This is a genomic window from Shewanella oncorhynchi (assembly GCF_030848765.1).
GTDB lineage: Bacteria > Pseudomonadota > Gammaproteobacteria > Enterobacterales > Shewanellaceae > Shewanella > Shewanella oncorhynchi.
Genome location: NZ_CP132914.1, coordinates 3,629,307 through 3,643,294, shown reverse-complemented (window position 1 = coordinate 3,643,294; position 13,988 = coordinate 3,629,307). Strand labels below are relative to the sequence as shown.

At 45.6% G+C, this 13,988-nt stretch carries 9 protein-coding genes; 6 read left to right on the top strand and 3 right to left on the bottom strand.

Annotation, left to right across the window (positions count from 1 at the left end; translation table 11 throughout):
* Positions 1–4 precede the first annotated feature (4 nt).
* Positions 5–4,453: a glutamate synthase large subunit gene (gene gltB, locus RA178_RS16265; RefSeq protein WP_168823441.1), complete on the bottom strand. Its 4,449-nt coding sequence runs from the start codon at positions 4,451–4,453 to the stop codon at positions 5–7.
* A 588-nt stretch (positions 4,454–5,041) separates the two neighbouring features.
* Between gltB and mnmL the strand changes: the two genes are divergently transcribed.
* The 3 genes from mnmL to oxyR all read left to right on the top strand — a co-directional run bounded on the left by mnmL (position 5,042) and on the right by oxyR (position 7,735).
* Entirely contained in the window at positions 5,042–5,971 is a 930-nt protein-coding gene (mnmL, locus tag RA178_RS16260) for a tRNA modification radical SAM protein MnmL/YtqA (protein ID WP_306682800.1), read from the top strand.
* 204 nt (positions 5,972–6,175) lie between these two features.
* Positions 6,176–6,541, top strand: a complete 366-nt coding sequence (locus tag RA178_RS16255; RefSeq protein WP_028760840.1) for an Hpt domain-containing protein — start codon at positions 6,176–6,178, stop codon at positions 6,539–6,541.
* Positions 6,542–6,823: 282 nt separating this feature from the next.
* Positions 6,824–7,735 (top strand): hydrogen peroxide-inducible genes transcriptional activator OxyR, encoded by a 912-nt coding sequence (gene oxyR / locus RA178_RS16250; RefSeq protein WP_028760839.1) that lies wholly within the window; start codon positions 6,824–6,826, stop codon positions 7,733–7,735.
* Positions 7,736–7,790: 55 nt separating this feature from the next.
* On the opposite strand, the gene RA178_RS16245 is transcribed toward oxyR, so the two are convergent.
* Both RA178_RS16245 and mutH read right to left on the bottom strand, forming a co-directional pair.
* Positions 7,791–8,858 carry an adenylate/guanylate cyclase domain-containing protein gene (locus RA178_RS16245; RefSeq protein ID WP_105249866.1) on the bottom strand — a complete coding sequence of 356 codons (1,068 nt, stop codon included), beginning with the start codon at positions 8,856–8,858 and terminating at the stop codon, positions 7,791–7,793.
* Positions 8,859–8,980: 122 nt separating this feature from the next.
* Positions 8,981–9,652 (bottom strand): DNA mismatch repair endonuclease MutH, encoded by a 672-nt coding sequence (mutH, locus tag RA178_RS16240; RefSeq protein WP_131523041.1) that lies wholly within the window; start codon positions 9,650–9,652, stop codon positions 8,981–8,983.
* 690 nt (positions 9,653–10,342) lie between these two features.
* On the opposite strand from mutH, the gene rppH reads away from it, so the two are divergent.
* The 3 genes from rppH to RA178_RS16225 are packed head-to-tail and all read left to right on the top strand — an operon-like array spanning position 10,343 to position 13,985.
* Positions 10,343–10,867 carry an RNA pyrophosphohydrolase gene (gene rppH, locus RA178_RS16235; protein WP_006080762.1) on the top strand — a complete coding sequence of 175 codons (525 nt, stop codon included), beginning with the start codon at positions 10,343–10,345 and terminating at the stop codon, positions 10,865–10,867.
* Positions 10,868–10,890: 23 nt separating this feature from the next.
* Positions 10,891–13,125, top strand: coding sequence for a phosphoenolpyruvate--protein phosphotransferase (gene ptsP / locus RA178_RS16230; protein ID WP_105249864.1), 2,235 nt, complete (start codon positions 10,891–10,893; stop codon positions 13,123–13,125).
* A gap of 59 nt (positions 13,126–13,184) precedes the next feature.
* Positions 13,185–13,985 (top strand): sulfite exporter TauE/SafE family protein, encoded by an 801-nt coding sequence (locus RA178_RS16225; RefSeq protein ID WP_113940671.1) that lies wholly within the window; start codon positions 13,185–13,187, stop codon positions 13,983–13,985.
* Positions 13,986–13,988: the final 3 nt, after the last annotated feature.

The following is a 13,988-nucleotide window of genomic DNA, read 5'->3' as shown; positions in this document are numbered from 1 at the left end:
GCCATTACCCCGCTTTTACAACTAATTCTGGGCTCGATTTCTCTAATTTGAGCAGATCGGCCACGGCAATATTTTTAGGTTTTACTAATACGAAGCAATCTAACCAGTTACCAAAATCACTTAAGATCATCTTGGCATGTTCACTGCCCGTTTCGGCCACGTGGGCTTCAATCAGACCTTTTAAATGTTGTTGATGGATCGGTGATTCAAGTTTTTGTGTATCGACAAGCTCAGTATTCACACGGCGATTGAAGCGGCCGAATTGATCGAACACATAGGCAAAACCGCCTGTCATCCCAGCGCCGAAGTTCACCCCTGTTTTACCAAGGACAACCACAATGCCGCTGGTCATGTATTCGCAGCCGTTATCGCCAAGCCCTTCAACCACAGCAATCGCCCCAGAGTTACGGACTGCAAAACGCTCGCCCGCTTGACCTGCGGCGAAGAACTTGCCGCCCGTCGCGCCGTAAAGACACGTGTTACCGACAATGGCGCTGCGCTCACTTTGGAACGGGCTGCCAATAGGCGGGTATATGACAATCTGGCCGCCAGACATGCCTTTACCCACATAGTCGTTGGCATCGCCGCAGAGTTTTAACTCAAGGCCTGGGCTGTTCCACACGCCAAAGCTTTGGCCGGCACTGCCGTTAAAGCTCAGTTTGACCGGCGCTTTGGTGCCTTTGACGCCGAGTGTGCTCGCGATATAGCCTGACAACGTCGCGCCAACGGAACGGTCGGTGTTGTTGATGCTGTAAGCAGCATCGAAACTCTCGCCCTTATCGACGGCGCTTTGGCATTCGTTTAATAAATGCTGGTTAAGCAGCCCTAAATCCGCCGGTGGATTGGTTTCTTGCCAAGTGCGTGACGAGGTTGCTGGCACTTTGGGTTGATACAAAATCGGTGACAGATCTAAGCCTTGTTGCTTCGCGGTTTGGCCTTCGAGGGCATATAACCATTCGCTGCGACCGACGAGGTCTTCAAACTTGCTCACCCCTAAGGTCGCCATCCATTCACGAACTTCCTGTGCAACAAACTCAAAGTAAGTCATCACTCGCTCTGGCAGACCATGGTAATGGTTGTCGCGCAGGTTTTTATCTTGCGTTGCTACGCCAGTCGCACAGTTGTTCAAGTGGCAAATACGCAGGTATTTACAACCTAGGGCGATCATAGGCACAGTACCAAAACCAAAGCTTTCGGCGCCCAATAACGCGGCTTTAATCACATCGGTACCGGTTTTTAAGCCGCCATCGACTTGCAGGCGAATTTTATGGCGTAGACCATTTTCTACTAGCGATTGATGCACCTCGGCTAACCCTAGCTCCCATGGACTGCCCGCATATTTCACTGAGGTAATTGGGCTAGCACCTGTGCCGCCGTCATACCCTGAAATCGTGATCATGTCCGCATAGGCTTTGGCCACGCCGGTGGCGATCGTGCCCACACCGGGTTCTGACACAAGTTTCACTGAAATCAGCGCTTTAGTATTGATTTGCTTCAAGTCGAAAATCAGCTGGGCTAAATCTTCGATAGAGTAAATATCGTGGTGCGGCGGCGGTGAAATCAAGGTCACACCAGGACGTGCATGACGCAGTCCGGCGATTTCAACGCTGACTTTATGGCCGGGTAACTGACCACCTTCACCGGGTTTTGCCCCTTGGGCGACTTTAATCTGCAACACATCGGCATTAACTAGATAATGCGCCGTGACACCAAAGCGTGCCGAGGCAATCTGTTTAATTGCAGAGTTGCGTTCAGTATTAAAGCGGCGTGCATCCTCACCACCTTCACCTGAGTTCGAGCGGCCACCTAAGCGGTTCATCGCAATAGCAAGAGCTTCATGGGCTTCAGGGCTCAAGGCGCCGATGCTCATGGCGGCACTGTCAAAACGTGAATATAGATTTGATGCCGCTTCTACATCGGCGACATTAATCGATGTTTGCGCGCCCTTAATACCGATTAAGTCACGCAGTGTGGCCACGGGACGATTGTCGACGAGTTCGGCGAATTTTTTATAGCTCGCGAAGTCTTTGTCAATCAATGATGCTTGCAAGGTGTTGACCACATCAGGGTTGAAGCAGTGATACTCGCCGCCCTCAACGTATTTTAGTAGGCCACCTTGTGGTAATGGCACATGGGCACGGTAGGCCGCTTTGTGCAAAATCGCTTGGTCTTGGGCGATTTCTGCAAAGCCTGCACCCTCGATGCGGCTAATTACGCCTTTAAAACACAGTTCGATCACTTCGCTGGCAATGCCTATGGCTTCAAATTGCTGACTGCAACGATAGGAGCCGACAGTGCTGATGCCCATTTTGGACATGATCTTACGCAAGCCTTTTTCGATGCCGTAGCGGAAGTTCAACATCAATGCCGTGGTATCGGTTAAGTCATGGCGTTTTGCCAGTTCGGAAATTGACTCATACACTAAATACGGATAAATCGCCGTGGCACCAAAGCCAAGCAATACAGCAAAGTGATGCGGATCTCGCGCCGATGCGGTTTCAACAATAATGTTGGTGTCGCAGCGCAGGCTCTTATTCACCAGCATTTGTTGCACAGAACCGACCGCCATGGCCGCGGGGATCACTTGCGCCGTTTTACCTATGGCTCTATCCGAAAGGATCAACAAAGTCGTGCCGCTGCGGGCTAAACGCTCGGCTTCGGCTGTGATGCGGCGAATGGCGCTTTCTAAGCCTTCCTGTGGTTCGTAATTTAAATCGACAATATTGGCGCGATAGTAAGTGCTATCTAATCCCAGTAACTGGTTAAAATCACTGAATAATAAAATAGGTGAATTGAACATCACCCGGTAAGCATGCCCAGTCGTTTCATTGAAGAGGTTCTGTTCACGGCCAATACAAGTGGTCAACGACATGACGTGCTTTTCACGTAAGGGGTCGATAGGTGGATTCGTTACTTGAGCAAATTTCTGCCTAAAATAGTCATACAGTGAACGTGACTTTTTCGACAATACCGCCATAGGTGTGTCGTCGCCCATGGAGCCTGTGGCTTCTTCACCTTGCTTCGCCAATACCCAAATGACTTGTTCTAATTCCTCACGGGTATAGCCAAATTGTTTTTGGTATTGCAGCAATAGTTCAGGGCTTAATTCGCTGGCACCGTGCTGCTCAGAGGCTAAATCTTCCGCTGGCGTTAAAGTACGGCTGTTTTTCGCCATCCACTCTTTGTAAGGGTGGCGGCGTTTAAGATCGTTATCAATTTCAAAGGATTGGTACAGGCGGCCGTTCAAGGTATCTAATACCAGCAATTCACCAGGCCCAACACGGCCTTTTTCAATCACTTCATCGGCGGCGTAATCCCAAATTCCGACTTCGGAAGCTAAGGTCAAAATACGATCTTTTGTGATCACATAACGTGATGGACGTAGACCATTACGGTCAACAGCGCAGGCGGCATGGCGACCGTTGGTCATCACAATACCTGCCGGACCATCCCAAGGCTCCATGTGCATAGAGTTAAAGTCATAGAAGGCTTTTAATTCGTCATCCATTTCCGGATTACTTTGCCAAGCAGGCGGGATCAATAGACGCATTGCACGGTATAAGTCCATGCCACCGGATAACAGCATTTCCAGCATGTTATCTAAAGATGAAGAGTCTGAGCCTGTTTCATTCACAAAGGGAGCGGCCTGCTGCAAATCTGGCAGTAGCGGTGAATTAAACTTATAGGCACGGGCACGAGCCCATTGACGGTTACCAGTAATCGTATTGATTTCGCCGTTATGGGCTAAATATCTAAACGGCTGAGCTAATGGCCATTTAGGAGAAGTATTCGTTGAGAAACGTTGATGGAATAGGCAGATAGAGCTTTTTAAGCGAATGTCCGCGAGATCGGGATAAAACGCGGGCAAGTCTACAGGCATCATCAGACCTTTATAGACGATAACTTGGCCAGACAAACTCGCGACATAGAAGTCTTTGTCGTCGGTGATCTGCTGCTCTAGGCGGCGACGCGCCATATAAAGGCGACGTTCCAAGTCTTTTTCACGCCAGCCAATGGGGGCGTTGATCAGCACTTGATAGATTTGTGGCAGGCTAGCCTTGCCAATTTCACCTAACACATCGGGATTGACAGGCACCTTGCGCCAGCCTGCAATACTTAAGGTTTCACGCTCGAGTTCGCGCTCAAGAATAAACTTGGCTTGGTCAGCCAGTTCATCGTCTTGACTTAAAAACAGCATACCTACGGCAAATTTTCGGCTCAAATGCCAATCATTTTCCGCGGCAATCGCTTCAAAAAATTGCACGGGTAATTGCATTAATAAACCACAGCCGTCGCCAGTGCGGCCGTCGGAGGCAATGCCCCCGCGGTGCTTCATGCGATCTAGACCATGGATTGCCGTGCGCACTATACGGTGGCTGGCTTCGCCATCCATCTGTGCTATCAACCCAAAACCACAATTGTCCCGCTCAAAACTGGGATGATATAAGCTCATACAAAAACCTCCCTAGACCTCAACTGATTACTACTCGGGGAGAAAATGTAAAGACTTTCTATAGATATGCACCCGAACCACCCAAATTAGCCTGAGATTCAATAAAGGTCAAACCAAAAATTTGCATAAAACATGGGTATTAATTCATGTTTCATACACAAATCACAATTGCCTTACGTTAACGTCAACAGTAAAATGTGCCGTATAACATTATGAATAAAAAGAATTTTAAAAACTATCAAACTCAAAATTTACCAAGGTGTAACATGCTGATGGGATTGTTTTTGATTTAGAAATAGTGATTTTTATTGCAAACACAGTAAATAGATAAAAAATTAAAATTGTTGAATTGTTATTCATTTTTGATGTGAGCAAGATCTCAGCGGTAAGCTGGCTAATTTGAGGATGCGCACATTTATGATAATAACGGTATGAGTCAGGCGGGAATTTGATGTAGCGCCAAGAAAACTCTCGCTACCTTATTTACACTAAGCTTTTTCTTCTATTTGTTCACGTATTTTCTTTTCTATTTGTGATTTTATCTTGGTTATTCTCAATGAAGCGATATGAAATTTGGTGGGTGCTCTGATGGGGCTTGATGCATATGTGAACACCTTTGGTGCCGTTTGTAAGGCGCGATATGGCACCCGACTGCGAAAACTCACTATAGATGCCAAGTTTACTTGCCCTAACCGTGACGGCACTTTGGGGCGTGGAGGTTGCACTTTCTGTAATGTGGCGTCATTTAGCCATCAAACCGCCGATGTATTGAGTATTACTGAGCAACTTGAACAGGGTAAGAGCCGCTATCGTGAGGCGAAGCCTCAGGCACAAGCCGATAAATTTATTGCTTATTTTCAAGCTTACACTAGCACTTACGATGAATATCAAGTGTTAATGGCTAAGTACGATGAAGCGGTTAAAGATGGCGAGATAGTCGGTTTATGTGTAGGAACTCGCCCCGATTGTGTGCCGGATAATGTACTGGATTTACTGGCGCGCTATCAGGAAAATGGTGTCGATGTGTGGTTAGAGCTCGGGTTGCAAACAGCCAAAGATGAAACACTGCGTAGAATTAACCGTGGCCATGATTTCGCTTGTTATTGTGACACTGTGTCGAGGGCGAGAGCTCGTGGTCTTAAGGTGTGCACTCATCTCATTCTTGGCTTACCCGATGAAACCCATAGCGATTATATGGCGACTTTAGCTGCTGTATTGCAGCATGGCGTTGATGGCTTGAAGCTACATCCTTTGCATATCGTCGAAGGTAGTACTATGGCTAAGTCGTGGCGAAGTGGGTGCTTACCTTTATTGAGTATTGAGGATTATGCCCACAGTGTCGGCGAGATGATCCGCCATACCCCCCTAGAAGTTATTTTTCACCGTGTCACCGCTTATGCGAAAAAACCTATGCTATTAGCACCCGATTGGTGTGCCTATCGTTGGGATGGATTGGTGGCGATTGTGGATAATTTGCAGTTTTATGGTGGACAAGGGCACGCATTAGCGCAACGATAGAGGCAAGTTAGTGGAATAAATTTACTCCCCAAATGTTATGTCGTCGCTATTATTTCGTAAGCGTTTATTTACGACTATTAGTTTGTTTTTTGTTAATTTTAATCTGAATTAGACCATGAATATCGCTATAAGTTGCACTGACAATTTTAGTGGGTATCATGTGATAAATTCGTTTTAAGCATTGAACCACTTAAGGGAGGCCTTATGGCCACAGTTGAATTAGAAGCAATCCTAGATCTCAATACTCTCGAACAGTACTGCAGCGCCATTGGTGCCGGTACCTTACTCAAGAGTGTGGTGTTATTTGAGCAGTTAATGCCTGAATATGTTGGAAATCTAGTGAAAGCTAACGACGCAGCAGACAAGGATACCTTATGTTCAGAAGCACATAAATTTAAAGGTGCTGCAGGTTCCGTGGGGTTAAAACGTATTCAGCAAATCGCCCAATTATTACAGCATGGCGAAGAAGCAAGATGGGATGCTGAACATGGCTCTTGGGTTGCTGACATCGTTGAACACGCGAGTGCAGATTTACAACAGTTAAAGTTATTCCTCCAAGCCAAAGCATAAAATATTACTTGCTAAGGTACGTTAAGGCGCAGCAATAATGTCTATTGTTGCGCTCAATTGAGTGAATCTTGCATTGGTTTTACGATTAAGTTTGTTGTTTTCGACATTTTCTTGTTAGCGCTTTTCCCATCTTATTTTGATACTCCTACTTAAGTTTTACGGCGAACCGATTGAATATCGATTCGGGTCACAATCCTGATATCTTATGCCGCGTTATTGCTCATCACTTATGCTAAAGTAGATTTAATTTCTTAATTCATAACCTTAATGGCAATCGAGAAAATGAAAAGTTTACCTAGCTTAAAAAACTTATTCTATTTGGTGAATCTCCATCAAGAGCAGAATTTTAACCGCGCCGCTAAGGTGTGTTTTGTCAGTCAATCAACGCTTTCAAGTGGGATCCAAAACCTAGAAGAGCAGTTAGGGCATCAGTTGATTGAGCGAGACCATAAGTCATTTATGTTTACTGCCATTGGTGAAGAAGTGGTGCAGCGCGCCCGTAAAATTCTCACTGATGTGGATGATTTGGTGGAATTAGTGAAAAACCAAGGCGAGCCGATGACGGGGGATATTCGCTTAGGCTGTATTCCCACTATTGCGCCCTTTCTATTGAGTCGTGTGATCCGCCAGTGTCAGCAATCTTATCCGGCGATGAGTTTATTATTGAAGGAAGATACCACTGAGCGTTTGTTAGATGCTTTGGGTAAAGGAGAGCTGGACTTATTGATCCTAGCGCTACCCGTTGATACTAGCGGTTACCACAGCATGAAAGTGGGCATAGATCCTTTCAAAATGGTGGCCCACAAAGATTTAGCGGGTGGCATACATCAACCTATTGATTATCAAACTCTGCCGGACGAGAGTATTTTTCTTCTGCAAAGTGAGCATTGCATCACAGGCCATGCTATTACTGCATGTCAGCTAGGTGATAGTGCGAAAGTCAATCCGTTTGCCGCCACCAGTTTGCATACTTTAGTGCAGATGGTGAACAGTAAACTGGGCACCACGTTTCTTCCGCAAATGGCCATTGACGCGGGTATTTTGAATGACACAGATTTAGTGGTGATGACGCCACCGGGTGAAGCACCTTACCGTGATATCGGCCTTGTCTGGCGTCAAACCACCAGCCGGATCTTAACTTTCCGCACTTTAGGGTTAATGATCCAAAAATTATTAGCTAAGGACGAGGAATAAACTGACTGTAACTGCAAAGCATTAATTCAAGCTAAAGCTTAAAGTCGATTACAAATCAGAGCGGGGAAACGCCAAACACTTCAATTGAGTGTTGTTTCCCTTTGAGTTTGACTGGGCCTAGATTTGATAGGTGATACTGAGTGTTGGGGTTATCTAAACGTCCCGCGAGTGCACCCGAAATCAACATGCGCTGTCCTAGTGGATTACATTGATCTTGCAGTCTTGCTAAGGTATTGAGCACGTCACTAAAGAAACTAATTTCTTGTTTCTGTACACCAACAACTGCAGCGACGACTTGGCCACAATGGGCCGCCGCTTTAAATTTCGGCACAAAGCCATAATGCTCTTCAAAGTAGCGGCGTTGCCAGTTCAGTTGTTGGCTAAATTCAAAATAGATATTCATGCAGCGGTCGTGAACAATCCCTTCTTCTAATGGCCAGTGAAGCAGCACTGCATCTCCCATATAGCGGTAGATTTCAGCTTCGTTATTGGACACAGTATCTGAAAGTAAACTAAAGCTGTCTTGGATCAATCGACTAAAGCGGTAGTCGCCAAGTGATTCGGCATGTGTGGTTGAGGCGACCATGTCTAAATAGAGGAATAAGCGCTGCTCATATCTTGGCTTATGGTATTTACCAAGGCCTATGTTGAGTAAAATACGCGGCCCGACTAATAATGCCATTTGCTCGACAAAAGCTAAGCTGACTCGTACGACGACCAAATATACGATCAATGCTTGGAATGACGGACTATAGAGAATGTGCGCCGTCAGCATCTGCCTGAGGGTCGACATGTGATTTTCGATGGCCCACATATTTAAAAACTGAGTCATGTAAGCTAACGTCGTAGCACCCAGTAATAAAAACAAGCCCTTAAAGATGACTGAAAACACATAGGGGAGGCGATTGATTGCACTGAAATCTGCAATGACGTTCGACATCCAATGTAAGCTGCCGAAAATAATCCCCATGTAGATAGCAAGTGTTGCGAGATCAGCCGAACTTACCGCCCATTGGGGCAGCTCTGGTGATTGGGCATATCGAAAAAACACGAATGCAGCCATGGCAATCGCCCAAGCTAAAATCGCAAAAAGGAGTTTTTTCGCTTGTCTACGTGCTCTCACTGCTTGATTGGTATCCGAATACGGCTGTGATTTCAGGATGCCGTAGTTTATAGAAAAGAGTCACCTTAGTGCCAGTGAAATTTGTGATCTGGATCAATCCAAGTCCATATCGTTACTAAAAATTAACCAAATACCTTATTAAGTATCATAGCAGTGAAACTGGTCTTTAAATAAAAGCCCCTAGGGTTGGTCATTTTGAGGCTACCATCTTCGGCAATGCTTTGTGTTAACGCCTTACTATTCGCGGCCTTAGGTCGCAATTGCAGCACTTCGCCGTGGCGCGCTGTAAGCCTCTCTACTTTTCCGAGGGCGATAAGCTCCATGATCTCTTCCCAATCCTGTTGCAGTAATTGCAACTCGTGCGGATCTGGTTCCCACAATATTGGTGTACCTATACGGCGCTCACCCACAGGAATATGCCTCTCTCCTTCAACAGGTACCCAAAGTACTCGCTGTAACTTATGGCAGACTAAGCTGTTTTGCCAGGTTAATCCTTGGATATTTGATAGCGGCGCCACGCAGACATAAGTGGTCTCCAGCGGTCGCCCTTGTGTATCAATGGGGATAGTTTTTAGCTCGACTCCTAAATGTAGAAAATCTTGCTCAGGTTTAGAACCCGCCGTTGCGCCTAATTCCATTTCGATTAGTTGACCGACCCAACCTTTATCGCGTTTAAGATCCTTGGGGACACGAATGCTTCTTTGGCTGGCTATCTGCGCCAAACTCACGCCCGCCATCATGTTGGCACGTTCGAGTAGTTCAGATAGATTTTCGGGGGGGATAATTCGATTCATGGCTGGATTTTACTTAAAAATAACCGCTTAGCAATGGTGGTTAAAAAACGAGCTCTACAGGGTGGGTTAACTTGTACCGAATGTTTTTATTCTAAGTGACTGATTTTCAATTTTATATCCGTGTTAACCCCCGTTTTGCAAAAAAGTGTTCAAAGTTACTCTCTGCTTTCCCTTGCGTTCCCCACATACTTATCCACAGATATTATGGATAACTCAGTAAAGTGAGCCTCTTAACCTAATAAAAACCCTAAGTCAATGCGAATAAAGTGCATTTATTCTAGCTTTTGTGGACAGTTGTGGACACTATTTGTGTATAAAGTTGAGTAATATCGCGAGAATGATATAAATACTTCTTGCTGGTCAAATAATGAGCTTTATTGGTTTTTTAGTCTAAAATAAATCGTGATTAACGTGCAAGTTTATGAATTTGTTTGCTATTAAGTTTTAACGCTAAATTTTAAAAACGATGGTAAATAGATGTTTTTTGAACGTTATAACAAGTTCACCTGAGTTTCAAACAGAGATATCCACAGAAAATGTGGATATCCCCGGATTCCATCCCCTAGCATTGTTGATAAATGTCTTTTAAGTCAGATGTTATCCAAAGCTTAGGATAAAATAGAGGTTTGCTGAGAGACTAGCTTTATGAAACAATCAGTTTATTAAAATTTAATGTGATTTGGAGTCCATGTGATTGATAGCGACGGCTTTCGCGCAAATGTGGGCATTATAATTTGTAACAGATATGGCCAAGTCATGTGGGCTAGACGTTTCGGTCAACACTCATGGCAATTTCCTCAAGGTGGCGTCGATGATGGCGAGACAGCAGAAGAGGCTATGTACCGTGAGTTGTATGAAGAAGTGGGCCTAAGACCTGAACACGTGCATATATTAACCTCGACCCGTTCTTGGTTGCGCTATCGTTTGCCAAAGCGTTTAGTGAGGCAAGACAGTAAACCTGTGTGTATCGGGCAAAAACAAAAGTGGTTTCTGTTACAACTGAAAAGCCAAGATAGTGCGATTAATTTGAGTTCTTCTGGGCATCCTGAATTTGACGATTGGCGCTGGGTAAGTTATTGGTATCCTGTGCGGCAAGTTGTGTCATTTAAGCGTGATGTTTATCGTAAGGTGATGAAAGAGTTTGCGGTAACGGCATTGTCATTCCAAACCCTAGAAATACCTAGGAAACGGGGAAGACAAAAAACAACGGGCTGATTTTCAAAAGAGGATTGAAAACAGTGTTAAATACGCTTAGGGATATTACTCAGGCTGTGGCATCTGCCCACAGTTTGGAAACCGCATTAGAAATCTTAGTTTCATCGACTAAAGCGGCGATGGAAACCCAATGTTGCTCCATCTATATCCTAGAAGAGCAAGAACTCGTGTTATCTGCAACCGATGGCCTTGAAAAAAGCGCCGTTGGTCGAGTACGTATGCCGCTGACTGAAGGTTTAGTTGGACTCGCTGCCCAGCGAGAAGAGGCTGTTAATTTAGCCGATGCTCGGCTTCATCCAAGGTTTAAGCTTTTTCCTGAAGTCGCCGAAGAAGAATACCGCGCTTTTTTAGCTGTACCTATTATCTACCAGAAGGCTGTGGTTGGGGTGATAGTGGTACAGCAGGCGAGTGCTCGTCAATTCAGTGAGGGCGAAGAAGCCTTCCTGATGACCCTCGCCGCCCAATTAGCGATGGCAGTGCGTGGGTTAAAACAAAAAGCACAAGTCAGCTCCCATCATCAACAAATTCTGTTTCAAGGTACTTCAGCGTCAAACGGTATCGCCATTGCGTATGCCTTCGTACTTGGTGGGGAAATCCCCCTTGAACAGCCTGAGGTGCGCTCTGACGATATTGCCTATGAATCGAGTCGCTTAACCACGGCTATGGTGCGTTGTAAAGAAGCAATAGGTGCCTTATCTCAACGGTTTGATCGCGAGCAAGATGACGAAGTTGTCTCCATTTTCAATGCATTACAGTTACTGCTCGATGATGCTAGTTTAGGCGGCGAATATACCCGTGAAGTGCAATTAGGCTGGGCTGCTGAGTCGGCGGTGAGCCGAGTGTCTCTACGTTATATTCAACAGTTTTTAGCAATGGAAGACCCTTACCTTAAGGAGCGGGCTAGCGATATTCGCGACTTAGGTCAAAAAGTATTGCGACAACTTATTGAGCCAGAACGTCTAGAGCTTGAGCCCGATAAACCTGTAATCCTCATTACCCGTGAAGCCGATGCGACTATGTTGGCTGAGTTCCCAAGGCAAAAGCTTGCGGGTATTGTCACTGAGCTTGGTGGCGTAAACTCCCATGCCGCTATTTTAGCCCGCGCCTTAGGTGTTCCTGCAATCACAGGTGTAGAGCAACTGTTATCTGCCAATATTGACCAAAAACTTCTAGTCGTAAACGCAAGCCGTGGTCAGTTATTGGTGTCGCCATCACCTGCTATTGTCGGTGAGTATCGTAGCCTGATTTCGGCACAAAAAGCCTTGCAACGCCAGTATGCCCAAGAATTAGCGCTGCCTTCTGTAACCTTAGATGGTTCACGTATTCGCTTGTATCTCAATGCGGGATTACTCAGTGGTGTGGCCTCTGAAATTGCAGAGGGCGCCGACGGTATTGGGCTTTATCGCACTGAAATTCCTTTTATGTTGCAACAGCGCTTCCCGAGTGAATCTGAGCAAGTCAAAGTCTATCAACAGGTCTTATCGGCCGCGTCCGGTCGACCTGTGGTGATGCGTACTTTAGATGTGGGAGGCGATAAACCTTTACCGTATTTCCCGATTAAAGAAGACAATCCTTTCCTTGGATGGCGCGGGATTCGCTTGTCTCTGGATCATCCTGAGCTGTTTTTGGTGCAGTTACGGGCCATGCTACAGGCTGGGGGAGACGGTAAACAGTTAAGTATTTTGCTGCCTATGGTCAGCAACTTAGATGAAATCGATCAATCCTTAGAATATTTGCAACAAGCCTATGTCGAATTAAAAAACGATGTTAACAGCGACATAGTGATGCCACGAATAGGCATTATGCTCGAAGTGCCTGCCATGTTATATCAGTTGGATGATGTGGCAAAACGAGTGGATTTTGTCTCTGTTGGTAGTAACGATTTAACCCAATATTTACTGGCTGTTGACCGTAATAACCCGCGGGTGAGCTCGTTATTTGACAGTTATCATCCTGGAATATTGCGGGCTTTGCATCAGGCGCACCTAGATTGTCGATACCATAAACTCGATATTAGTATCTGTGGAGAGTTAGCGGGCGAACCTATGGGGGCCATTTTGCTGGTGGCTATGGGATACGATCAGTTGAGTATGAATCAGGGCAGTTTAGCGCGGATCAATTATCTATTGCGTCGTGTTGCGCGGGCCGATTTAGATCAATTACTTGCTAAAGCGCTGAGCCTATCAAACGGCTTTCAAGTGCGTGAGCTGGTTAAAGAATATTTGACCCAGCAGGGTCTTGCAACAATTCTTAATTAACTAATGCTGTGTTTTGCTTTAAGCTAAGGCCCTCAATTTATCACGCTGTAGGTACTCGTGTGGATAGTTTGTTGTTGGTGTTCTTTATTTGCTTGGCTTTAGGCGCATTTGTCGGCTTTATGGCAGGATTATTAGGTATCGGTGGCGGCTTGATTGTAGTGCCGGCACTGCTTTATATTTTGCCATCGGTCGGTATTAGCTCTACTCAGCTCCCCCATATTGCAATTGCCACTTCGCTAGCAGCCATTATTCTCACCTCTATTTCGTCGGCACGTGCCCACCATAAGCGTGGCAATGTGCCTTGGAATTTATTCAAATCAATGTTACCGGGCCTGATTATAGGCGCGCTGGCTTCAGGTTTTATTGCTGAGCGTATTCCCGCTGATAAGTTACAACAAGGTTTTGCCATCTTTGTGATTTTAATGACAATTCAAATGGCTTACCCCGTTAAGGCCGAATCAAATCGTCAATTACCTAATTCAGTAGTGCTTTTTGTTGTATCGGCTTTTGTTGCGGTTTTGGCAGGTTTGACCGGGATAGGTGGCGGTATACTGATAGTGCCATTTTTGACTTTTTATGGTTTACAGATGCGTCAAGCCGTGGGGTTTTCTGCTGCGATGGGTTTCTTAATCTCTCTTTCTGGCAGTTTCGGCTATATTATTGCAGGTATGAATGCCCCTGAGTTGCCCTATGGTACCTTAGGCTATATCTATTTACCTGCATTGTTTGGTTTAGTAATCACTTCTGTCTTGATGGCGCCTGTGGGGGTAAAAGCGGCGAGCACTTGGCCAACACCTGTACTTAAAAAGATATTTGCATTGTTACTTCTATGTGTCGGCCTTAAGTTAATTCTGACCTAGTTT

Bases quoted from the DNA above. Each gene is read 5' to 3' on its own strand.
- RA178_RS16255 (WP_028760840.1), top strand. From the start codon at position 6,176: ATGGCCACAGTTGAATTAGAAGCAATCCTAGATCTCAATACTCTCGAA.
- mutH (WP_131523041.1), bottom strand. From the start codon at position 9,652: ATGAATCGAATTATCCCCCCCGAAAATCTATCTGAACTACTCGAACGT.
- oxyR (WP_028760839.1), top strand. From the start codon at position 6,824: ATGAAAAGTTTACCTAGCTTAAAAAACTTATTCTATTTGGTGAATCTC.
- gltB (WP_168823441.1), bottom strand. From the start codon at position 4,453: ATGAGCTTATATCATCCCAGTTTTGAGCGGGACAATTGTGGTTTTGGG.
- mnmL (WP_306682800.1), top strand. From the start codon at position 5,042: ATGGGGCTTGATGCATATGTGAACACCTTTGGTGCCGTTTGTAAGGCG.